This is a genomic window from Rahnella sp. 2050 (assembly GCF_040544515.1).
Classification (GTDB): domain Bacteria; phylum Pseudomonadota; class Gammaproteobacteria; order Enterobacterales; family Enterobacteriaceae; genus Rahnella; species Rahnella aceris.
This window is the reverse complement of record NZ_JBEPKE010000007.1, coordinates 119,463-143,359: the sequence shown is the minus strand read 5'-3', so window position 1 is coordinate 143,359 and position 23,897 is coordinate 119,463. Positions and strand designations below refer to the sequence as shown.

The window sequence follows — 23,897 nt, the reverse complement described above, 5'->3', positions numbered from 1 at the left end:
TACATCCTTTGTTCCTGACTTTAATAATCGTTGTTAACGATGTGTTGCGAACAACAGGAACTGGATATGAGCCACGTGATCCGCCTTGCTCAGGAGTCTGAAGCAGCGGCGCTGCACAGCCTTTTGCAAAAGGCTTACGAGCCGCTGCTGGAACATAACATTCATTTCACCATCACCCGCGCCAGCGTTGAAGACGTGCGGGATGTTATCCGCAATGAAACCACCTATGTGCTGGAAAACGACGGCGTACTGACGGCGACGCTGACCACCCGTTTTTTGTGGACACCGGCAAAAAATCATCTTGCACCGTGGCCGTTTGTGCACTGGTTTGCGGTGGCAGAACATGCCAAAGGCCAGGGATTTGGCAATGAAATTATCCGCTACGTGGAAGAGACGTTTTTGCGTGACACGCTGAAATCACCGGCGGTGTATCTGGCAACGGCGGTGAAACATCCGTGGCTGACCGGGTTATATCAGCGACGGGGTTATGAGCCATTTCATACCGCGACCAACCCGCTGGGTGTCGAACTGGTCTATCTGCGCAAAATTCTCAACCAGCAGGCATTCGAAGCACAGGAGCAGGCGCCGCTGGTGCGCTCCATCGCTGAATTACGCACGCTGGTTTAACGGCGGCTGAATAATATATTCTTAAGGATGAAACAATGAGTCAGAAAAAACAAATACGCCTGGGTGCCATTATTCAGGGCGCATCCGGAAATATGTCTGCATGGCGTCATCCGGATGCGGTTGCTGATGCCAGTATTAATATTCAGTTCTGCCAGCAATTAGCGCAACGAGCTGAACAGGCTAAATTTGATTTCTTATTTGTCGCCGACGGACTTTATATTACTGAGAAATCTATTCCGCATTTCCTCAACCGTTTTGAACCGATTACCCTGCTTTCTGCCCTGTCGCTGGTCACCCACAACATCGGACTGGTCGCCACCTTATCCACCTCCTACAGCGAGCCGTTTACCGTCGCGCGTCAGTTCGCCAGCCTCGATCATCTGAGCGGTGGCCGGGCGGGCTGGAACGTGGTGACCTCGCCGCTGGAAGGCTCGGCGAAAAACTTCTCCCGCGATAAGCACCCGGAACATGACGAGCGTTACCGCATCGCCAGTGAATACGTCAGCGTGGTGAAAGGGCTGTGGGATTCCTGGGAAGAAGATGCATTTGTGCGCAACAAAGCCACCGGCCAGTTCTTTGTGCCGGAGAAACTGCACACACTCAATCATCACGGCAAATACTACTCGGTGCAGGGGCCGCTGAACGTCGGACGCTCGCCGCAGGGCCGTCCGATCGTCTTTCAGGCCGGGGCGTCGGAACAGGGCAAAGCCTTTGCTGCCGAAGCCGCTGACGCCATTTACACCCGTCAGGAAACCCCCGAACTGGCCCGCGCATTTCGTCTCGATGTACAGCGTCAGCTGGTGGAAAACGGCCGTGCCGCCGAAGATATCCGCGTCTTCCAGGGTATCAGCGTCATTATCGGTGAGTCGCCTGCCGATGCTGAACGTCGATATCAGGAAACCGCCCAACTGGTGACGCTGGAAAGCGCGCTGGATTATCTTGGCCGCTACTTTGAGCATCACGATTTTGCACAATACGACCCGGATGCACCATTCCCGGACATCGGCGGGTTGGGGCAAAACAGCTTCCGCAGCACCACAGATGAGATCAAACGCAACGCCCGCGAACGCGGATTAACCCTGCGTCAGGCCGCACTGGAAGCCGCGACACCACGACCGACCTTCTCCGGTACCGCCGAAGATGTCGCCGACGGTCTGGAACACTGGTTTACCTCAGGTGCGGCCGACGGTTTTATCGTCCGGGGCGGCACCCCGACGGCGTTTGATGATTTCACCGACCGTGTGATCCCAATTTTGCAGGCGCGGGGATTGTACCGGACGGACTATGAGGCACAGACCCTGCGGGGGAATCTGGGGTTAAGTGAGCCGGAGAATCAGTTTGTTTCTGTGCGGGACGCCGCACTCGCGTCTTAAAATCAATCTTCACATAAAGACCTTGGGTTGCCACCCAAACGGGCTTTAAGGTCAAGACCTTGGGTTGCCACCCAAACTGGCCTTAAGGTCAACACCTTGGGTTGCCACCCAAACCGGCCCTAAGGTCAACACCTTGGGTTGCCACCCAAACCGGCCCCAAGAGGCGCCTATCGCCGCGCCTCTTAGGAATCTCCGGCTCTTTCACTGCGCGCTCCGCTCGCTGGCTATGTTTCAGGTATCGCAGCGACAGGCTGGAAAGCTTGCCGCTTTGCGGTTCCTTCACTCGGTCCTGGAGCCTCTGGTCTCCAGGCCGCTCCGTTCAGCAAGCTTTCTGAATCGCCCGCACGATCTTAAATTCAAAGACAGAATGTTGTGATCTTTTAGAAAAGTGGATTGGCGTGATCAAAATTCAGCTGAACGGAGCGGCTTCAAGACCTATGGCTTGAAGACCGAGAGAAGGCAGTGCGAAGCACCTGAATTTGCGCCACTGACTAGTGCACCAGAACATGTCCGTCATACCCGCGACAGCGCGAAGTGAAAAAAGCGCGGAGTCCAGAGGCCCGCGCGTTACCGGGTCTCTGGTCGGTGTGGGCCGACGCACACGACCTTGACCTTGACCTTGAGGCCAGTTTGGGTGGCAACCCAAGGTGTTGACCTTTGAGCCCGAGTGGGCGGCGATCCCAAGGTTCTGCCGGTGTGGGCCGACGCCAGCAACCCTGAATTTGAGGCAGTCACTCAAAAAACAGATATCGATAGCGAATTATATTCTCCTTCATTTTATTTCGGCCATGCCACTCATTTACTAAGTCATTTATTGTTTCTGATAAGCAAATATTGTGATTTTACAACTTAGCAACCTGACATTAATAATCCCTTCAGCCGCGCAGAATAACGCGGCGCTATTTATTGAGTTCATTCGAATAATTCATGGCTTATTACCTGACGGGAAATGTATGAAATCCTCTGTTAATGTTCGTTCTCTTTCTGCGCTCGCGCTGTTAGTGCTTTCCTCCGGCCAGTCGCTGTATGCCGCTGAACAACCTCAACAAGGCGGGAATCTGACGTGGGGCGTGGAAACCGAACCCAATACGCTCAATCCACAGCTAAACGGCCAGTCAAAAGCGGAACTGATCCTGCGTGTGGCCTATGAATCGCTGTTAGCGCGCAAGCCCGACGGTTCGTACATTCCGTGGCTGGCGACCGGTTATCAGGTGGCTGACGACGGCAAAACCTACACGTTTACCCTGCGCGATGACGTGAAATTCTCTAATGGCGAGAAATTTAACGCCGCCGCCGTGGCCGAAAACTTTCGTCATGCACAGGATCCGGCGTACTGCGCAGGGTCAAGTATTTGCGCGCTGGCCGGGCGAATTGCCAGTGTTACCACGCCGGATGAGCACACCGTCAGCATTACGCTGAAAGACGTTTACAGCCCGTTCCTTTCTTTTGCTTCCGGCCTGAAGCTGATTTCGCCTTCTTCATGGACTTCACCGCAGCTGAAATCCGGTGGTACAGACATCGCGGGTACCGGGCCATTTATTCTCAAACGCTATGAGAAAGGCCAGCAGATTGAATATGTGCGCAACCCGGATTACCGCTGGGCGTCGGCGAATGCGAAACATCAGGGTCCGGCGTATCTCGAAGGGATCACGTACCGTTTCCTGCCGGAATCCTCAGTGCGTACCGGCGCGCTGCTGTCCGGTCAGGTGGATGTGATTGAAGGCGTTTCCGGTAACGATGCCGGTGAGTTCAAAGACAATCCTGATTTTTCTTATCAGCACGCACTCAATACCGGCACGCCGTATTCGCTGTTCCTCAACGTCAAATATGGCCCGACGCAGGACGTCAAAGTCCGTCAGGCGATTTTACAGGGGCTGGATATTTCACCGATTTTGCAGTCGATCTATCGCGGCGAACGGACGCGTGTCTGGGGCATTACGTCGCCGGTCGATCCTTTGTACGACGCCAGCCTGAGCGGTAAATATGGCAATAATCCGACGCTCGCAAACCAGTTGCTTGATGAAGCAGGCTGGAATACCAAAGGCGCTGACGGCATCCGAACCAAAGACGGCCAGCCACTGAGCATTGAAATTATTCAGGCGCAGGCGACCGTGCGCGACCAGCGCGACGTGTTGTTGCAGGCGATACAGGCGCAGGCGCGGCAGCGGCTGGGCGTGGATCTGAAAATCCGTTATGTCGATTCCGGCACCTATACCGAAGTGCGTAAAACCGGCCAGTTCGGATCGATTGCCAACTCCAATACCGACACCGACGGCATTGATATCGAAAATCACTATCTGCCCGTCAATGGCGGCGGTGCGATCAACTACAGCCGCACCGATGCGCCGGAAATTATTCCGCTGCTCAAAGGCGCGTCGCTGACGCTGGATAACGCACAGCGCAAAACCTTCTACGGTCAGTTGCAGAATTTTGCGGTGTTGCAACAGGCACTGGCGATCCCGCTTTACGAGCCGGAAGACCAGATTGCGGCAGCGTCTTACGTTCACGGTGTCGGCTTCAGGCCTTTCAAACAGATGCCTGAAAACGCCTATGACGTCTGGCTGAGCAAGCATTAATCAGAAGTAAGGAATCAGAATATGTCGGCTGAAACTGCATTTATTTCTCCCCGTCGCCCTGAGGCCAGACCGTCGTGGCGCGGGCGGATCATCCGGCGGATACTCACCGGCATGCTGGTGCTGTGGGCAGCGGTTACGCTGTCGTTTATCAGCGTTTACCTCGCGCCCGGCGATATCGTCAGTTTGCTGATGGGCGAACAGGTGCATACACCGGCGATTGAGGCGGCGATCCGCGCCGAATGGGGACTGGATCAGCCGCTGTATCTGCAATATCTGCATTACCTGTGGCGCGTATTGCACGGGGATTTTGGCCGTTCGTACATGCTCAATACCGACGTCAGTTCGCTGGTGCTGTCGCAATTGTGGCCGACGCTGAAACTCACCGGTCTGGCGCTGGTGGTCAGTCTGGTGTTTGCCGTGCTGATGGCGGTCACGACCGCGCATCGTCGCCGGGGGCAACGCATCGCCGGTTTCATCGAACTGGTTCTGGCGTCCACGCCCTCTTTCTGGCTTGGCATCGTGCTGCTGTTTATCTTCAGCTTTACCTTGCGCTGGTTTCCGGTCGCCGGTGACCGCAGTTTTTCGTCGCTGGTGTTACCGGCGTTCTCCCTCGGACTGGCGCAGGGCGCGGTGGTGTCGCAGGTGCTGCGCCGCGGGCTGGAAGATGCGCTTGATGAGCCCTTTGTTCTGACGCTGCGCGCCTGGGGACTGGGCAACACTGTCATCCGTTTACGCCATGCGCTGCGCCACGCCGCGCTGCCTGCCGTCACCCTCACCGGCTGGCTGATTGGCGGTCTGCTCAGCGGTGCGGTGATCACCGAACAGGTGTTTGGCCGTCCGGGGCTGGGCAAAATCACCGTCGATGCCGTGCTGGGTAAGGATTTGCCGGTGGTGCTGGCGGTAGCAATTTTCTCGGCGCTGGTGTACGTGGTGCTCAGTACGCTGGTGGATATTTTGTACCTGTTTATCGATCCGCGCTTGCGCGACGCTCCCGCTGCCGGGGAGGAAAACGCATGAGTCAGATTCTGCTTTCCGGGCGCAATACACGCCGTTTCTCTGCCGGTGTTTTGCTGGCAGCCGGTTTTATATTTCTGGTACTGCTGGCGGTTGTCTTCCCCGCGTTGCTCACGCATTACGATCCGCTCAATGCCGATCCGGTTAACGCACAGCTTGCACCTTCCGCCAGTCACTGGCTGGGCACCGATCAGTTAGGCCGCGACGTGCTGGCGCGCATCATTTATGGCAGCCGTTATTCCCTGCTGATTAGCCTGGCGGCGATGGTTGTCGCGGTCAGTATCGGCACCCTGCTTGGCCTGCTGGCGGGTTTACTCAAAGGGCCGCTGGATGAGCTGATCAGCCGCGCGGTGGACGTGGTCTCAGCCTTTCCGGATTTGCTGCTGGCGCTGATGCTGATTGCCTTTACCGGTCCCGGCACCACCAATCTGATTTTCGCACTCGGCGTGGCGTCAGTGCCCCGCTTCACCCGCGTAGTGCGGGCACAAACCTTTCTGGTGATGTCTTCCGGCTATGTCGAACAGGCACGCACGCTGGGACTGAAGCGTCACGTTTTGGTCTGGCGGCATGTGTTGCCGCACGCCATTGCGCACGTTCCGGCGCTGGCGACCCTCGGGCTGGGCACGGCGATTATCGGCACCGCCGGGCTGAGTTTTCTCGGTATGGGCCCGCAACCGCCGACCGCCGAATGGGGGCTGATGCTGGCCGAAGGCCGTAATTATCTGCGTAATGCCTGGTGGATTGGCGTCTGGCCGGGCGTGGCCATCACCCTGACCGTGATTTCAGTCAACACACTCGGGCGTTACTGGCAGGCCACTTTTGAAGGAAAACGTCCATGAGCGACGAACTGTTTATTGATATCCAAAACTTGTCGATTTACTTCCCGGCGGCAGGCGGTGAAAAAGCCGCCGTCAGCGGGCTGAATCTGCAACTGCGTCGCGGGGAATCCGTGGCGTTTGTCGGTGAATCCGGCTCAGGGAAAACCGTGACAGCCCGCAGCCTGCTTGGCTTACAGGATGTCAAAGCGCGTATTACTGCCGATCGTTTTGTGATTGGCGGTGAAGACATGCTTGGCGCCAGCCAGCGGCGCTGGCGTAAAATTCGCGGCAGCCAGATTGGCTATGTATTGCAGGACGCGCTGGTGTCGCTCGATCCGTTACGGCAGGTCGGGCGGCAGCTTCGCGATGCGCTGACCGCCAGCCGCAAAACCGATCCAACGTTGCTCAGCGGGCAGGTGATCACCTCCCTGAAATCGGTCGGATTTCCCGATGCGCAAAACCGTCTGAGTGCCTATCCGCATCAGCTTTCCGGAGGGTTACGTCAGCGGGTTTTAATTGCCACCGCACTGGCCGGAAATCCCGGTTTACTGATTGCCGATGAACCGACCACCGCGCTGGACATGACGGTGCAAAAACAGATCCTGGATTTGCTGCAACAGCGGCGCGATAAAGGCGAAAGCCTGCTGCTGATCAGCCACGATTTGTCGGTGGTCGGGCAACTGGCCGACCGTATTCTGGTGATGCATCAGGGCAAAGTCGTTGAGGAAGGTCGCGGCGAAAAGCTGCTGTCCGCGCCGGACCATCCCTATACGCAACAGCTACTGGCGGCGGTTCCGAGTCCGGCAACGCGCGGGTTTAAGCTTTCCGGCAAACGTGGTGAACCGCTGCCTGCACGCAATATTTCCTTCACAAATCCGGTGCTGGAAGCCCGACACCTCAGCAAAGCGTACGCCGGTAAAACTGTGGTCAGTCACGTCAGTCTGCAACTGTTTGCCGGTGAAACGCTGGGCATTGTCGGCGAATCTGGCTCAGGGAAAACCACGCTGGCGCGGATGATCCTCGGGCTGACCGAACCGGTATCCGGCACGATAGAAATTCAGGGGCAACGCTGGAGCCAGGTTCCGGAAGCGCAGCGCAGACTGCAACGGCGCGGTATTCAGCTGATTGCTCAGGATCCGCTGAGTTCATTTGATCCGCGCTATAACGTGGAAAAAATCATCGGCGAAAGCCTCGACAGCGTGGGCATTTTTGGTGAAGAACGGCGCAACCGCGTCCGTCAGTTGCTGGATGAAGTGCAGCTTGGCGACAGTTTTCTGCACCGTTATCCGCGTGAACTGTCCGGCGGACAGCGTCAGCGTGTGGCGATTGCCCGTGCCTTTGCGCCAAATCCGGCGCTGCTGGTGGCCGATGAACCGGTCAGCGCGCTGGATGTTTCGATTCAGGCGCAGGTACTGGATTTGCTGGCAAAAATGCAGGCCGAACACCGCACCGCACTGTTGTTTATCTCGCATGATTTAGGCGTGGTGCATCATCTGGCTGACCGGGTGATGGTAATGAAAGACGGCAGCGTCGTGGAGCACGGAAAGGTCGATGATGTGTTCCACCGCCCGGTGCATCCGTGGACGAAAAAGCTGATTGATGCGCTGCCGGTTGTCAGTTCAAACCGGCACAATAAAGATTATCCGCTCCGGCATTACGCATAATGTCAGCAAAAGACGATAACCGCATTGTTGCCGTGGTTTTCCGCTGCAAAACCCCCGCCCGAAACAGGCGGGGTTTTAGTTTACGTCCGCAAACCCTGACGACGTTTTATCGATTTACCCGCCAGATACGCCAGCGTCACACACAGCAGGTAATACATCAGTCCGACCAGCAGGAAGATTTCTGCCGGGTAAATTTGCACCCGGTTGTTCACCTGTCCGGCCACCGTGGTGAGTTCCGGCACGTTGACGATAAACGCCAGCGATGTGTCTTTCACCAGTGAGATCAGCAGTCCGAGATAGGACGGCAGCAGATTCGGCCACGCCTGCGGTAACAGCACGAACAACAACACTTTGCCGTAGCTCATGCCGGACGCGATCCCCGCTTCGGTTTGCCCGCGCGGCAAGGCTTCCAGACCCGCCAGCGTCGAATGCATCACCGCCGCCGAGGTAAACCAGGCCAGTGCCAGAATCACCGTCAGCGGACCGGGGATCGATCCGCCAAACACCACCGGCAGCAGGAAATACAGCCAGAAAATCACGAAAATCAGCGGAATGCCGCGGATAAACGACGCCCAGATAAACAGAATTTTTCGCGTCCAGCCGCCGAAACGCCACGCCAGTGCCGCCATCAGAACCCCGGCCAGTAACGCCAGAACGCCCGCCGATGCCGCCATGATTAATGTGAGCAACACCCCGCCCGGCTCACCGTCAGCCAGTCTTCCCCACAGCAGATAAGTGAAATTATCCTGCAAAACAGACCCGTCAAATTCCATCGCGGGTTTCCTCCGTCATTGCCGCCTGCGGCCTGCGCTGCGGACGTTTCGGACCAAACGCCGTCATCAGCCCGCCGAGGATCAGCCCGAGCGCCAGATACAGCAATGTCCCGACCGCAAACCCTTCGAAGGCGTGTGCGTTATAGCTTTCAATCTGACTGACCTGATACGTCAGTTCCGAAAAACCGATGCCGGTCGCCAGCGAGGAAAGCTTCATCAGATTCAGATACTGGCCGGTGACTGGCTGCCACGCATTGGTCAGCGCCTGCGGCAAAAGAATGGAAAGCAGCAATGTCTTGCGGCTAAACCCCTGCGAAATCGCCGCTTCAGTCTGGCCTTTGGGCACGGAATTCAGACCCGCCTGCACTTCTTCCACCAGAAACGCCGCCGTGAACAGCGCCAGCCCCCAGGCCGCACACAAAAATTCCGGCGTCAGCCAGGCAATGTTGCCCGGAAACGTCGCCCACGGATGATTGTCGCCAATGTAAAAACGCCAGCTTTGCGGCAGCGCGCCATACGCCGCGAAATACCAGAACAGCAGTTGCACCAGCAGCGGCGTGTTACGGAAAACAGAGACGAACGCCGCCACCGCGCCGCGTGCAATACGCGAGGTACTCAGGCGCAGCGCAATCAGCAGCACAGTCAGTAACGTAGCGATCAGACTGCCCGCCAGGCTGACATACAGCGTGGTGAGAAAGCCGGAGATAATCCATTGCAAAGGCTGGCCGCTCAGCACGCCCGCCCAGTCAGGATGCCAGATCATCGCTCTGCTCCTGCCTGCGGATGCAGCGGAAACAATACTTTCTGCAAAAACCGCTGCGCGCGCGGATGTTGCGGACGCAGGAAGAAATCTTCCGGCTGCGCCTGTTCGAGAATTTCTCCGCCATCCATGAAAATCACCCGGTCGGCGATTTCACGGGCAAAACTCATTTCGTGCGTCACCACAATCATGGTGATGCCACTTTTCGCCAGCTCCTGCATCACCAGCAGCACTTCGCCGATCATTTCCGGATCGAGCGCTGAAGTCGGTTCATCAAATAAAATTATGTTCGGATCGGTGACCAGCGCCCGGGCAATTGCCACGCGCTGTTGCTGACCGCCGGATAGCTGCTCGGGATAATGCCGCGCTTTATCCCCCAGCCCGACACGCGTCAGCAGCGCCCGCGCCTTTTCCCGCGCTTCACTTTTCTTCCAGCCATGCACTTTGATCAGCGCCAGACTGACGTTGTCTTCGGCGGTGAGATGGGCATACAGATTGAACTGCTGAAACACGAAACCGATATGCGTGCGTAACTGGCGTAATGCCGCGCCTTTGAGGTTTCGCGTCGGCAGATTGTCGATCAGGATCTCGCCGCCTGAGGCGGATTCAAGCTGATTAATCAGGCGGATCAGGGTGGATTTTCCGGAGCCGGAAGGCCCGCAAACGGCCACCACTTCGCCGCTGTCCACACGCAAATCGACGTTGCGGATCACTTCATGCGGACCAAAAGATTTACTGACCTGACGAAATTCGACGGCAGCGGTTTTACCGGCGGATGAATGTGAAAAAACCGCAGACGTTGCTGCGGTTGAGTAAGTGTCTTGCGGCATGTGCCTTACCTTGCATAAACAGATTATTTGGCTTCGATTTTGAACAGACGCGGCTGAGGAGATTTGGTCTGCGGGCCGAACCAGACGTTATAAATGCTGACCGCCTGGCCGTTTTTCTCCAGATTCAGCAGCTCGTCGTTGACCACTTTCAGCAGGCTGGTTTCGCCTTTTTTCACGCCAACGCCAATCTCTTCCTTGCTCAGCAATTCAGGCAACACTTTGTATTTCGCCTTGTCCGGCGCGCCATCCAGCAAACCGGCCAGAATGGTGCTGTCCTGGGTAATCGCCTGCACGTTGCCGTTACGTAAAGCGGAAAGCGCCAGCGGAATATCGTCATAAGACAGCACGCGGGATTGCGGGAAGCGATTATGCAACTCCTGCTCGCCGGTGGTGCCTTTCACCGCACCAATGCGCGCCGTGGCATACGCATCGAGCTTATCCGGCGATCCGGCGGGCACCAGGAACTGCTGGCCGGTGACGAAATAAGGCACGGAGAAGTCGATCACTTTCGCGCGTTCCGGCGTGATGGTGATATCAGCCACAATCAGATCCGCCTTGCCGGACTGCAACAACGGAATACGGTTGGCCGGATTGGTCGGCACCAGTTGCAATTTCACACCCAGCGTTTTCGCCAGCGCTTTGGCGAAATCGACGTCATAGCCGACAATATCGTGCGTTTTCGCATCCACAGACCCAAACGGCGGATTGGAATCGAAAGTCGCAACTTTCACAACACCGGCTTTTTTGATATCCGCCAGTTGGTCCGCATGGGCGGCAAAGGTGGAAAGCGTGCTGAGTGCCAGAACCAGACCGGCAGCAATTTTGCTTGTTGTCATTTGACGTTGATTAAACTGAATAACGGTCATCGTTTTTCCTTATGAATAGTCTGCAGAGGGCTTGCGCCCCAAATTTACAAAGCAGGAGATTTAATTTTTTTTCTTTTGTGAGTCAGAGAATTGCATAAGGAATGAGGTCGATGCCACTAACAAAAAAGGATATAGATGGATCAATTAAGCATAAGCTTTTCGGATGATCGTGCGGGGGAGTTGTGCGTGCTGCCGATTCAGAAATCTTGCTGAACGGAGCGGCCTGGAGACCCAAGGCTCCAGGACCGGGAGAAGGGACCGCGCAGCGGCAAGATTTCCAGCCTGTCACTGCGGTAACTGAAGCATAGCCAGCCAGCAAAGCGCGCAGTTAAAAAAACGCAGGATTGCAAAGAGGTTCGGTTAAAACCCTTTGGGCCGGTGTGGGTGGCACCCCACGGTCTTGACGTTGCCCCTCTCCCCGGTACATCCCCACCACGTCACCGACAATCAGCAGCGCAGGCGTTTGCACCTGTCCGGTAAGGATCATGTCTGCCAGTGTTTCCAGCCTGCCGGTCAGCACCCGCTGTTCCGGCCGGGTGCCGCGCTCAATGACTGCCACCGGGGTCGTCCCCGGTAAGCCATGCGCCATCAGCTGGTGGCTGATGGTTTCGCTGTTGGCAATGCCCATATAAAACACCAGCGTCTGACGCGCTTCGGCCAGCGCCCGCCAGTCAACATCCGGCTCTCCCTGAGCCCCGTGACCTGTCACAAACCGTACTGACTGCGCCAGACTGCGGTGGGTCAGCGGGATACCCGTGGATGCCGCACACCCCATCGCCGCCGTGATGCCGGGCACGATGTGGCACCTTACGCCGTGCTGCTGGCAATGTGCCATCTCCTCGCCGCCGCGACCGAACACAAACGGATCCCCCCCTTTGAGGCGCACCACGCGATGCCCGGCCAGCGCCAGACTGACCAGCAACTGATTAATTTCTTCCTGTCCCAGCGTGTGATTGCGCGTCGATTTACCGGCATCAATGCGCAGCGCCGCGTCCGGGATCAGCGCCATCACCGGCTCAGACACCAGCCGGTCAAACACCACCACATCCGCCTGCTGGATCACGCGCAGCGCTTTCAGGGTCAGCAGCTCGACATCCCCCGGCCCCGCGCCGACCAGCCAGACTTCACCGCGACACACCGGATTACGCCGGTGGGCACCCGCCAGAATTTGCGCGATCTGCTGCATCTGTAATGTTCTTTCGGGAATGTTGTTCATTGGCTGTCTCCCGCCGTCAGCGTGGCGAGCTGACCGGCAATGATTTTTTTGAGTTCAGGAATGCATGAGCCGCAATTTGTGCCGCATTTTAGTTTTTCGCCAAGCTGTTGCACGCTGTGACATCCCTGGCGGACGGCTTCAGTGATCGGGATTTCCCCCACGGAATAACAGCTACAAATGATGGCACCGGCGGGCGCTTTATCACGGCCTGCACGGCCTGCCAGCAACGCCAGACGCTGTTGCGCCGTGTGCGGCGGTGTGGTGAATGCCGCCAGCACCGCCTGCCGGTCGGGTGACGGCGGCCTGCGGCGGGCATAGAACGCCAGTTGTAACGCGCCGTCAGACCAGGCCAGCAGGCTGAAACCGTCATCGCCCAGTTGCGCGGTCTGGCAGAGCAGGTTGTCCGTGGCGTAAGACTCCTTCAGCCACGCCATCCAGTCTGCCGGTAGCGAAGAGTCGGCAAGCGTAAAGTGGGTCACCCCCGGCTGGGTGATCAGGCTCCAGTAAGTGGTCACCGGTGGTGTAATATTTTCACCACGCACAAACAGTTCGGCCTGCCACGCGGCAGGCCAGCGGCTCAGGCTGACCGGCATATGTTTGCTTTCCGGCTGTCCCGACAGCGGATCAACATGCGCTTCAATCAGTGCATCGACCCGCGCCTGCTGGCTGAACCGGCTGTTCCAGTGCATCGGCACAAACACGCTGCCGCGCGGTTGCAGATTGTCGGGTTGGGCGCGCAGCAACAACCAGCCGTGCGAGGAGGCAACGCGTACCAGATCACCGGGCTGGATATGCGGCGCGTCATCAGGATGAAACTGACAAAACGGCTCGCTGATGTGCTGCATCAGACGCGCTGACTTACCGGTGCGCGTCATCGTGTGCCACTGGTCGCGTACCCTGCCGGTATTCATGATCAGCGGATACGCCGCATTCGGCGAATTTACCGGCAGCCTTGGCGTGATGGCGATCAGTTTCGCTTTGCCGTCAGGGTGAAAGAACCGGTTATCCGTAAACAGCCGCGCCGTGCCCTGCGGATTGGCGGCATTCACCGGCCACTGCACAGGCTGCAGGGTGTCCCACTCCTCATCCGAAAGCTGCGCCAGCCCGCTGATATCAAACGCCCGCGAACCGTGATTTTCAAAACCGGAAAGCGCAGCATGTTCGCGGAAAATTTCTGCCGGATGCTGATACGAAAATGCCTCTGCAAACCCTAAACGCTGCGCGACCTGACTGAGGATCCACCAGTCCGGTTTCGCCTCACCCGGTGCAGGCAGAAACGCCCGCTGGCGTGAAATACAACGTTCAGAATTGGTCACGGTACCGTTTTTCTCGCCCCAGCCCAGCGCGGGCAGGCAGATATGCGCGGCACGGGTGGTATCAGTGTCGCGCATAATGTCGGAGACGATCACCAGCGGGCAGCTCGCCAGTCCGGCCCGTACCCGGTCGGCATCCGGCAGCGACACCAGCGGATTGGTGCCCATGATCCACACCGCTTTTATCCGGCCTTCTTCCACCGCGCGGAACAACTCCACGGCGTTCAGCCCGGCTGATTGTGTGACGTTGTCACTCTGCCAGAACCGCCCCACGCGGCTGATATCTTCCGGCGTAAAGCCCATGTGCGACGCCAGCTGATTCGCCAGTCCGCCGACTTCCCGTCCGCCCATCGCGTTCGGCTGGCCGGTGATTGAAAACGGTCCGCACCCCTCGCGCCCGATATGGCCGGTCGCCAGATGCAGGTTAATAATGGCGTTGCATTTATCCACGCCGGAAGCGGACTGATTGATCCCCATCGAATACAGCGTCACCAGCCGCTGGCTGTCGCCCAACATCTGATAAAACGCCAGCAACTGATCCACAGGCAATCCGCAATACGCGGCGGTACGCGCCACTGTCCAGTCCCGTGCCGCCCGCAATGCGTCTTCAGCACCCTGTGTATGGCGTTGCAGGAAAGCGGTGTCGAGTTTTCCGCTCTCCGCCATCGCGTTCAGCGCACCGCAGAACAGCGCCGCATCACTGCCGGGGCGTAACGCCAGGTGCAAATCGGCGATATCACAGGTGGCGGTCTGGCGCGGATCGATAACAATAATGCGCATCTCCGGCCGGTCCTTTTTGGCCTGCGCCAGCCGCTGATACACCACCGGATGTGCCCATGCCGTATTCGAACCGGTCAGCAAGACGCAGTCGGCCCGTTCCAGATCCTGATAACTGCACGGCACCGCGTCGGCCCCGAACGCGCGTTTGTAACCCACCACGGCAGAGGCCATGCACAGCCGCGAATTGGTATCCATATTTCCCGCGCCGATAAAGCCTTTCATCAGTTTATTGGCGACATAATAATCTTCAGTCAGCAACTGGCCGGAACCGTAAAACGCCACAGCCTGCGGCCCCTGTTCGTCGATCACCGCCTGTAACCGCTGCGCGACCGTATCAAGCGCCCGCGTCCAGCTTACCGGCTGGCGGTCGATTTCCGGCTGTAACAACCGCCCCTGCAACCCCAGCGTTTCTCCCAGCGCGCTGCCTTTTACGCACAGTCGTCCGTGATTAGCCGGATGCGTTTTATCACCACGGGCGCTGAAACCCCCGGTCTGCGGTTCCATGCTGACGCCACATCCCACGCCGCAGTAAGCGCAGGTGGTCAGCGCCGGTGCTGTTGCCGGAGGTCTTTTCATACGCTGACCGTCGCAATGGTTTCAGCGGTTTTCACCCCCGGCTGTTCCTGCACCCAGACACGGCCATTTTCGACTTTCACCGGCCAGACGCTCAGCGCCAGTTGCGCGTCGTCCACGCTGCGCCCGTCGTGTAAACGGAAACGCTGTTTGTACAGCGGCGAAATCACCACCGGCTCGCCTTTCACATCGCCCACCAGCCCGCGTGCCAGCACATTGGCGTCGCTGTCCGGCTCATGATTACTCAGCGCGAAAACCTGCTGCGGATGCTCCGGCAAATGGAACAGCGCAATCTGCCGGTTAGCCAGCCGCGCCGCCATACCGGCATTGGCCGGAATGGCGCTGAGATCGCACAGCTCCACCCAGCCCTGCACCGCCATCACCGGCTGAGAAACGGCGCTGACGGAAATACCGGCGCGTTCCTGCGACGTCGCGGGGCGAACCTGCTGTCGCTCCGTCACCATCACCACCGCTTCATCCGGCTCGCTGCTGTTGACGAACGGACGGAACAGCGCCAGCCGGTCCGGATCTGCCAGCGTGGTTTGCCATTCGCACTGGTACGTGCCGACCACCGCGTTCATCTCACTTTCCAGTTCTGCGCCGATGTGCAGACTGTCTTCCAGCACCACCTGACGCAGGTAATCCATGCCGCCCTCGAGATTATCCATCCAGGTGCTGGTACGTTGCAGGCGGTCAGCGGTACGGATGTAAAACATCAGAAAGCGGTCTACGGTGCGGATCAGATCTTCCGTGCTCATGTCCTGCGCCAGTAAATCAGCGTGGCGCGGTTTCATGCCGCCGTTGCCGCACACGTACAGGTTCCAGCCCTTTTCGGTGGCAATCACGCCCACGTCTTTGCTTTGTGCTTCGGCGCATTCACGGGTACAACCCGAGACCGCCATTTTGATTTTGTGCGGGGAGCGCAGCCCCTTGTAGCGGTTCTCCAGTTGCAGCGCCAGGCCGGTGGAATCCTGTACACCGTAGCGGCACCAGCTTGAGCCGACACAGGATTTCACCGTGCGCAGCGATTTGCCGTAGGCGTGACCGGTTTCAAAACCGGCGTCCACCAGTTGCTGCCAGATTTCCGGCAGTTGTTCGAGGCGGGCGCCGAATAAATCCACCCGTTGCCCGCCGGTAATTTTAGTGTAGAGGTTGTAGCGTTTGGCGACCAGACCGATGGCGATCAGCCCGTCAGGCGTGATTTCACCAGCCGGAATGCGCGGCACCACGGAATAGGTACCGTCTTTTTGAATATTGGCGAAATAACGATCGTTGGTGTCCTGCAACGGCAAATGCTGCGGTTTGAGCAGGTAATCGTTCCAGCAGGACGCCAGAATGGATCCCGCCAGCGGCTTGCAGATTTCACAGCCGCTGCCGTGACCGTGTTTCTGAATCAGTTCGGCAAAGCTGCGGATATTGCCCATGCGCACCAGGTGATAAATTTCCTGACGGGAATAAGCAAAGTGCTCGCAGACGTCTTTTTTCACTTCAACGCCCATTTCGGTGAGTGCGAATTCCATCACCTGTTTGGTCAGCGCTGCACAGCCGCCGCAACCTGTCGCCGCCTTAGTGCAGGCTCTGACCGCCGCCATATCGCCGCAACCGCCCTTCACCGCGTCACAGATATCTGATTTGCTGACGTTATGGCAGGAACAGATTTGCGCACCGTCCGGCAATGCCGCGACGCCCAGCGTTTGTGGCGCTGCACCGGCGCTGGCGGGCAGGATCAGGTTTTCCGGACTGGCGGGCAGCGGCATATCGTTAAGCATCATCTGCAAAAGCGTGCTGTATTCGTTGCTGTCGCCGACCAGCACCGCGCCGAGCAGGCGTTTGCCGTCCTGCGAGACCACGATTTTTTTGTACACTTCCGCCGGACCGTCGACCCAGCTATAACTCTGACTGCCCGGCGTGCGGCCATGTGCATCGCCGACTGAGGCCACTTCTACGCCCAGCAGTTTCAGTTTGGTGCTCATGTCCGCGCCTTTAAACGCCACCTCGCTGCCGGAAAGCGTATCGGCCAGCGTGCGCGCCATCTGATAGCCGGGGGCGACCAGACCGAAAATCTGCCCGTTCCACAAGGCACATTCACCGATAGCAAAAATGGCCGGATCAGAGGTACGACACTGATCGTTAATCACGATACCGCCACGCGGACCGACCTCCAGCCCGCACTCTTTTGCCAGCTGATCCCGCGGACGGATACCGGCGGAGAACAGCACCAGATCGGTCTCGAGATGACCGCCGTCGGCAAACTCCATGCGATAACGACTGGCTTCTCCGGCCACAATAGCGCGGGTTTCTTTGCCGGTATGGACCTGCACATCCAGCGCTTCAATTTTACGGCGCAGCATCGCCGCACCGCCTTCATCAAGCTGAACGCCCATCAGCCGTGGCGCGAATTCCACCACATGCGTTTGCAGCCCGAGATGTTTCAGGGCGTTTGCGGCTTCCAGCCCCAGCAAACCGCCCCCCACCACCACACCGGTTTTGCCGGTGGCAGCGCAGGCCTGAATCGCCGCCAGATCGTCCAGCGTGCGGTAAACCAGGCAGCCCGGCGCATCGTTGCCCGGAATTGGCGGGACAAACGGATAAGAACCGGTCGCCAGCACCAGCAAATCGTAAGCCGTCTGCCGCCCCTGATGATCGACAACAAAACGGTGACGGGTATCGATATGACCGATGCTGTGCCCGAGGCGCAGTTCAATGCCGGTCGACGCAAAGAAACCCTCTTCTACGACCGACAGCGACTCCGCGCTGCGACCGGAGAAAAACTCGGACAAATGCACCCGGTCGTAGGCCGGTGATTTTTCTTCCGCAAACACAATTACCTGATATTGCAGATGCAGTTCACGCTCGACCAGTTGTTGCAGAAAATGGTGGCCAACCATGCCGTGTCCGGCCATGACTAATACGGGTTTCGACATTGCAGTGCTCCTCGTTACCTCGGCGGGTAACTGTTCTGATTTAATGGCCGGTTCATCGCCGGGGCTGAATATGCTCAATGGCGTCTGGCAGTTGGCGGGATGGCTGATGCGGGCGAAATATTCCGGCCCGTCGCTGATATCACCCCACAGCAACACGCCGGTGAGCCGGTTATCACGCAGCAACAGGCGGCGGTAATGACCGTCAACCGGGTCAGATACCGTGTGAATTTGTGCGCCGTCGCCGCCGTGCAGTTCACCGGCACAGAACACGTCAATGCCGGTCACTTTCAGGCGCAGCGGCACCCTGTGCATCACCGGAGAGACCACCGGTGCACCGGCCAGACGGGCCGCCAGCGCCTCAGCCTGTTGCCAGCACGGCGCGACCAGACCGGCGGTCAGTTCCCCCTGCTGACAACATTCGCCGATGGCCGAAATAGCCGGGTCGGAGGTTTGCAGCGTGTCGCTGACCAGAATGCCGCGATCACAGTCCAGTCCGGCGGCCTGCGCCAGGGCAATCTCGGGCCGGACACCGGCGGCTACCACCACGCGTTGCGCGGGAATTTCACGCCCGTCGCTGAGCCTCACCGCCCGTACATTCCCGGCGGGGTCACCGGCATAGGCCACGGTCTGCGCCTGTAAAAGGGTCGTAATGCCGCGCGTGGCGAGGCTGGCGCGAAGCAGTTCTGCGCTATGTTCATCGAGCTGGCTGTCCATCAGATGGTTGCCGCGATGCAACAGGCTGACCTGCATGCCCCGCAGCGCCAGTGCGGCAGCGGCTTCCACGCCTAATACACCGCCGCCCACTACCACGACCGGCTGTCCGGCGTAATCTCCCCTAAGGATGTTTTCCACATCCTGCTGCTGACGGAAACCGTGAATACCGCGCAGTTGTGCGCCCGGCACCGGCAGCATAAAAGGCCGCGAACCGGTGGCGAGCACCAGATGGTGATAGTCAAACATCTGCCCGCCAGCCCGCACCTTGCGGGCAGTGCGGTCAATTTCTGTCGCCGCCGCACCGGCGATAAACGTGACGTTGTGACGTTTGTACCACTGCGCATCATGAGTCACGATGTCATCGAACTGTTTTTCACCGGCGAGCACCGGCGTGAGCAGAATGCGGTTATACGCAGGCTGTTTTTCTTCGCCGATGATCACAATGCGGTAACGCTCCGGCGCACGCTCGCACAGCCGTTCCACCAGCCGCACGCCCGCCATTCCGTTGCCAATCACTATCAGGGTGGGTTTATCCATTGCGCTTATCCCGCCTGCTGAATCAGGCAACTGACCGGTGTTTTTCATACAGGAACTGCAGCACCTGCTGACGGTACTGGTGGAACTGGTGATCGTTCGCCAGCGCCAGCCGTGAGCGCGGACGCGCCAGTTCTACCTGCAACACGTCGCCGACTTTCGCTGCCGGGCCGTTGGTCATCATCATTACGCGATCTGAAAGCAATACCGCTTCGTCCACGTCGTGTGTGATCAGCAAAATCGTGGTTTTCAGGCGCGACTGAATCTCCATCACCGCATCCTGCAAATGTGCACGGGTTAACGCATCGAGCGCGCCGAAAGGTTCATCCATCAGCAACACTTTCGGTTTCATCGCCAGCGCACGGGCGATGCCCACCCGCTGTTTCATACCGCCGGAAATCTCACCCGGACGTTTGTCAGCCGCATGCCCCATGTGCACCAGATCGAGGTTGTGCGAAATCCAGTCACGCATTTCACTTTTACTCATCACCCCTTTAAATACCTGATTCACCGCCAGCGCCACGTTCTCAAAAGTGGTCAGCCACGGCAGCAGTGAATGGTTCTGAAACACCACGCCGCGTTCCGGGCCGGGGCCGGTGATTTCCTGGTTATCACACAGCAACACGCCTTCCGTCGGGCGACTCAGCCCGGCAATCAGATTCAGTAAGGTGGATTTTCCGCAACCTGAATGACCAATCAGGCTGACCGTTTCGCCCTGCGCAATATCAAAGCTGACGTTGTCGAGCGCCAGAAACTGCCCTTTCGCGGTCGGGAAACTCTGGCTGACGTTCTGCACGCGGATAATGGCTTTGTCGTTTTTCATCTCAGGCTCCTAACGGTTGTCGTAACTGAATCGGCGGGCAATGGCCATCAGCCCCTGCTCCAGCACCATGCCCACCACGCCAATCAGCAGGATGGCGATAATGATGTTTTCCACGTTGAGGTTGTTCCATTCGTTCCAGATCCAGAAACCAATCCCGACACCGCCGGTGAGCATTTCGGCGGCAACAATCACCAGCCAGGCGATACCAATCGACAGACGCACACCGGTGAGGATGTAAGGCAGTACCGCCGGAAACAGGATCTTACGCATTACAGTGAATTCGCTGAGTTTCAGCACCCGCGCGACGTTGAGATAGTCCTGCGGAATACGCATTACGCCCTCAGCCGTATTGAGGATCATCGGCCAGATCGAGCAGATAAAAATGGTCCACGCCGAGGCGGGTTCCGCGCGCTGGAACAGCAGTAAACCGATGGGTAACCACGCCAGCGGACTGACCGGCCGCAGCAATGAAATGATCGGATTGAGCATGCTGGCGATAAAACTGAAACGCCCGATCAGGAATCCGGCAGGAATGCCGATCAGTGCCGCCAGCCCGAAGCCCATCGCCACACGTTTGAGCGATGCCAGTACGTTCCAGCCAATGCCCATGTCGTTCGGTCCGGCGATGTAAAACGGATCGGCGAAAATCACTTTGGCCGCTTCCCAGGTTTTCAGCGGCGTCGGAAACCCTTTACTGCTGAGCGCGGCAATCTGCCACAGTGCGATCACGACGATGGCGCCCAGCAATGCCGGAATGGCTTTTTGCAACACGCGGTGCATCACCACGCGCAACCGGGCGAGATAAGCCGTTTTGGCGGCGCGGACCGGCAGCGCGGCGTTCTGCGTTACCGGGGCGATCGGTACAATTTCTGCACTCACCGGCTCGGTCAGCGCGATAACATTAGGTTTTGAATTCATGGACATCGGCGACCTCACTTAGCGTTTCATGGCAAAACTGTTGGCGTATTCAGCAGGATTACTGCCGTCCCAGACTTTCCCGTCCATCAGCGTGCTGCTGCGCATATCCCCGGACGGCAGGTTGATGCCGCCGACCGCCGTCGCCGCCTGTTTGTAGACGTCAATGCGGTTGATTTTTTTGGCGACCGCCAGATAGTCCGGATCTTTGTCCAGCAATCCCCAGCGTTTGTGCTGGGTCAGGAACCACATGCCGTCGGAGAGATACGGGTAGTTGACTGCGCCGTCGTTGAAGAAGCGCATGCTGTGGGCGTCTTTCCACTTTTTGCCCAGTCCGTTTTCGTAATCACCGAGCATCCGCCCCTGAATCGTTGCCACCGGCGTATTGATGTAGGCGCGTGCGGCGACGACCTGCGCGGTTTCGGTACGGTTGGCATCGGAGGTGTCAATCCAGCGTGAGGCATCAAGCACGGCAGCGGTCAGCGCACGGGCGGCATTCGGATTGGCCGCGACCCAGGCTGACGTCGTTCCGAGAATTTTTTCCGGATGATCCGGCCAGATCTCCTGTGACGTGGCGGCGGTGAAACCGATATCGTCCTGTATGGCGCGCTGGTTCCAGGGTTCACCGACGCAGTAACCGCTCATGTTGCCGATCTTCATGTTCACCACCATTTGCGGCGGCGGTACGACCACGTTGCGCACATCGTTAAACGGGTGAATACCGGCGTTCGCCAGCCAGTAATACAGCCACATGGCATGCGTGCCGGTGGGGAATGTCTGCGCAAAGGTGTAGGTGCCTTTGGCGCTGGCATCGACCATTTTTTTCAGCGAAGCCGCATCGGTGACACCGGCCTGTTTCAGCTGATTTGAAAGCGTGATCGCCTGCCCGTTATTGTTGAGCGACATCAACATCGCCATGTCATGCTGCGGGCCGGACACACCCAGTTGCAGGCCATACACCAGCCCGTAAAGCACATGCGCGGCATCGAGTTCACCGGACACCAGTTTGTCGCGTACCGACGCCCAGCTTGATTCCTTGCTGGGGATAATTTTGATGCCGTACTTCTCATCAAACTTTTTCACTGCCGCCATCACCACGGACGAACAATCGGTCAGCGGAATAAACCCGACGCGGATTTCTTTTTTCTCGGGCGCATCTGAACCGGCCGCCCAGACGCTGTTCATAAAGCCCGGCATCATCATGCTGCCGCCCAGCACCGCACTGCCGGCAATAAAGCGGCGGCGGGAGAATTGCCCCGGAGTTTTTTTATCGTCTTGCGTCATTGCGGCTTCCTGTAATGTTGAAAAATGAGCAAAAAAAAAGCGTCCTGTCAGCGCTCAGTTTCCTGAACGCTGACGGACGCCTTTATCCGTAATCCTGACTAAACCGCCATTGGTTTAGTCCTTATGTTGTAAAACAATGCAGCTTGTATGCCAACTTCGTGCATCGCAATAAAATCAGCCGGTTAGCGCATTTCCCGCACTCGCCTGACCGCCTGGTGCACCGCCACAGCACGCAGTGCACATCACAATGGCACACGGACAGTGCAGATACTCCTTAGGGATTAGTCGCCTTTCTTCCCTAATACAGCCGATACCGCAAGCATCGCTTCGGCAATCTCCGACAGCTTCTTGTTCTGGTTCATCGCCATATCACGCAGAGTTTTATGCGCCTGCGGTTCGGTCAGGCCGTGGTGTTGCATGAGCAACCCTTTGGCGCGTTCCACCAGTTTTCGCTCAGCCAGCGTGGCGCGAAGCCCGGCCAGTTCGGCATCGAGCGCCTGTAACTGACGGGATTGCTGCTCGACCAGCTCCAGTACGCAACGGCTGAGCTGCGGCGGCATCAGCGCCGAATAATGCGACTCCTGCTGCGGCATTTCTCCGATATCTTGCTGCTGAAGGGCAAGCGACGCCTGCGCTTCGCGGATCCGCTCACGGCAGCACTCCATCAGAATGTCTTCCAGTAAATCTTCCACCACTTTCATGCCGTCAATACGCACGGTGGTCACCTCAAACCAGCGCAGCGCAGCATCCGGGCCGTCATCTGCCGGGGTGGTTCGGGTGCAGGCAATCCTGCGCAGGCGCTCGAACTCGCTGCTGTCGGCGCTCAGTTGTTGTTGCCACAGCGCCAGACAGCGGACATCGGCAAATTCCCTGAAGGTTTGAAAACACCGCTCCTGACCTTCGATCAGATCTAAAAGCAACTGATGCGTCACGTCATCGAAGTGCCGCGCGGCAAACCCTGCAGCGCCTGATGCACGCTCCTGCCCGGCCAGTTCCTTACCCTGCATAAAGCTAAACATCGCCAGTAACGCCCGTGAAATGGACGGGTCACCCGAAATATCGGCGGCTTCAAATACCAGCGCCAGGTGCGTGCGGATAACCTCGCTGTACTGACGCATGGCTTCCGGCTGGCTGATATCCAGCGCCCGCACCTGACGGCGCAGCACCGGCAATGTGCTGAGGCTGTGTAAGACGGCAGCGATACGGCTGAACAGACGCGGCGCATTGCCCATGCTCTGTCCGTTAAGATCCCGCGCAAGCAACTGCTGGTCCACCGCCTGTTCCGCCATCTGGACCTGTAACGCCCGCTCACTCAGTTGTTCCGCCCACAGTTCGCCGTGCGAACATAAATAGATGTTCGCCGTGCCCCGCTCACGTTGCAGCACATGGATCAGCTGGCTGACCGCGCCGACCAGCTTGCCCATCTCCAGCAGTTGTTGCAGGCAGATGATTTCACTTTTTTTCGATGCCAGTACGAAACTAAGGGCAGAAAGGGACATAGAGGAACCTGATATCAGACA

General features: G+C 58.0%; 17 protein-coding genes. 6 read left to right on the top strand and 11 right to left on the bottom strand.

The features are described from left to right. The first annotated feature begins 66 nt into the window (after positions 1-66). From ABIC79_RS21465 to ABIC79_RS21440, 6 genes are all read left to right on the top strand, one after another. Entirely contained in the window at positions 67-627 is a 561-nt protein-coding gene (locus tag ABIC79_RS21465) for a GNAT family N-acetyltransferase (RefSeq protein WP_013575683.1), read from the top strand. 35 nt (positions 628-662) lie between these two features. Beyond that, positions 663-2,000 carry an LLM class flavin-dependent oxidoreductase gene (locus ABIC79_RS21460; protein WP_121019281.1) on the top strand — a complete coding sequence of 446 codons (1,338 nt, stop codon included), beginning with the start codon at positions 663-665 and terminating at the stop codon, positions 1,998-2,000. Between the two features lie 953 nt (positions 2,001-2,953). Beyond that, the gene (locus ABIC79_RS21455) at positions 2,954-4,576 is read left to right on the top strand and encodes an ABC transporter substrate-binding protein (RefSeq protein ID WP_354568447.1); all 1,623 of its coding nucleotides are present in this window, start codon (positions 2,954-2,956) and stop codon (positions 4,574-4,576) included. 21 nt (positions 4,577-4,597) lie between these two features. Next, positions 4,598-5,593 (top strand): ABC transporter permease, encoded by a 996-nt coding sequence (locus ABIC79_RS21450; RefSeq protein WP_354568445.1) that lies wholly within the window; start codon positions 4,598-4,600, stop codon positions 5,591-5,593. Then, positions 5,590-6,429, top strand: a complete 840-nt coding sequence (locus ABIC79_RS21445) for an ABC transporter permease (protein WP_354568443.1) — start codon at positions 5,590-5,592, stop codon at positions 6,427-6,429. The genes ABIC79_RS21450 and ABIC79_RS21445 overlap by 4 nt, the downstream gene beginning before the upstream one ends. Next, complete coding sequence (locus ABIC79_RS21440) at positions 6,426-8,072, top strand: dipeptide ABC transporter ATP-binding protein (protein WP_354568441.1); 1,647 nt, start codon at positions 6,426-6,428, stop codon at positions 8,070-8,072. The genes ABIC79_RS21445 and ABIC79_RS21440 overlap by 4 nt, the downstream gene beginning before the upstream one ends. An 80-nt stretch (positions 8,073-8,152) precedes the next feature. Here the strand turns inward: ABIC79_RS21440 and ABIC79_RS21435 are convergent, their stop codons facing one another. From ABIC79_RS21435 to ABIC79_RS21385, 11 genes are all read right to left on the bottom strand, one after another. Further along, on the bottom strand, positions 8,153-8,845 hold the full coding sequence (locus tag ABIC79_RS21435; RefSeq protein WP_121019276.1) for an amino acid ABC transporter permease: 693 nt from the start codon (positions 8,843-8,845) through the stop codon (positions 8,153-8,155). Further along, positions 8,835-9,608 carry an amino acid ABC transporter permease gene (locus tag ABIC79_RS21430; protein WP_013575690.1) on the bottom strand — a complete coding sequence of 258 codons (774 nt, stop codon included), beginning with the start codon at positions 9,606-9,608 and terminating at the stop codon, positions 8,835-8,837. Before ABIC79_RS21430 ends, ABIC79_RS21435 begins: the two co-directional genes overlap by 11 nt. After that, positions 9,605-10,435 carry an amino acid ABC transporter ATP-binding protein gene (locus tag ABIC79_RS21425; RefSeq protein WP_013575691.1) on the bottom strand — a complete coding sequence of 277 codons (831 nt, stop codon included), beginning with the start codon at positions 10,433-10,435 and terminating at the stop codon, positions 9,605-9,607. The genes ABIC79_RS21430 and ABIC79_RS21425 overlap by 4 nt, the downstream gene beginning before the upstream one ends. Positions 10,436-10,458: 23 nt before the next feature. Further along, a complete protein-coding gene (locus ABIC79_RS21420; protein ID WP_371687420.1) occupies positions 10,459-11,271 on the bottom strand; it encodes an ABC transporter substrate-binding protein in 813 nt (270 codons plus the stop codon). Positions 11,272-11,629: 358 nt separating this feature from the next. After that, complete coding sequence (cobA, locus tag ABIC79_RS21415) at positions 11,630-12,487, bottom strand: uroporphyrinogen-III C-methyltransferase (RefSeq protein ID WP_502947790.1); 858 nt, start codon at positions 12,485-12,487, stop codon at positions 11,630-11,632. A 26-nt stretch (positions 12,488-12,513) separates the two neighbouring features. Further along, positions 12,514-15,186, bottom strand: coding sequence for a nitrate reductase (locus tag ABIC79_RS21410; RefSeq protein ID WP_354568435.1), 2,673 nt, complete (start codon positions 15,184-15,186; stop codon positions 12,514-12,516). Continuing rightward, positions 15,183-19,358: a nitrite reductase large subunit NirB gene (nirB, locus tag ABIC79_RS21405; RefSeq protein WP_354568433.1), complete on the bottom strand. Its 4,176-nt coding sequence runs from the start codon at positions 19,356-19,358 to the stop codon at positions 15,183-15,185. Before nirB ends, ABIC79_RS21410 begins: the two co-directional genes overlap by 4 nt. A 22-nt stretch (positions 19,359-19,380) precedes the next feature. Continuing rightward, on the bottom strand, positions 19,381-20,178 hold the full coding sequence (locus tag ABIC79_RS21400; protein WP_119261701.1) for an ABC transporter ATP-binding protein: 798 nt from the start codon (positions 20,176-20,178) through the stop codon (positions 19,381-19,383). Between the two features lie 9 nt (positions 20,179-20,187). Then, a complete protein-coding gene (gene ntrB / locus ABIC79_RS21395; protein ID WP_112152400.1) occupies positions 20,188-21,102 on the bottom strand; it encodes a nitrate ABC transporter permease in 915 nt (304 codons plus the stop codon). A gap of 12 nt (positions 21,103-21,114) precedes the next feature. After that, complete coding sequence (locus ABIC79_RS21390) at positions 21,115-22,377, bottom strand: CmpA/NrtA family ABC transporter substrate-binding protein (RefSeq protein WP_112152399.1); 1,263 nt, start codon at positions 22,375-22,377, stop codon at positions 21,115-21,117. 281 nt (positions 22,378-22,658) lie between these two features. Then, positions 22,659-23,876 carry a nitrate regulatory protein gene (locus ABIC79_RS21385; protein ID WP_013575699.1) on the bottom strand — a complete coding sequence of 406 codons (1,218 nt, stop codon included), beginning with the start codon at positions 23,874-23,876 and terminating at the stop codon, positions 22,659-22,661. Positions 23,877-23,897 lie beyond the last annotated feature (21 nt).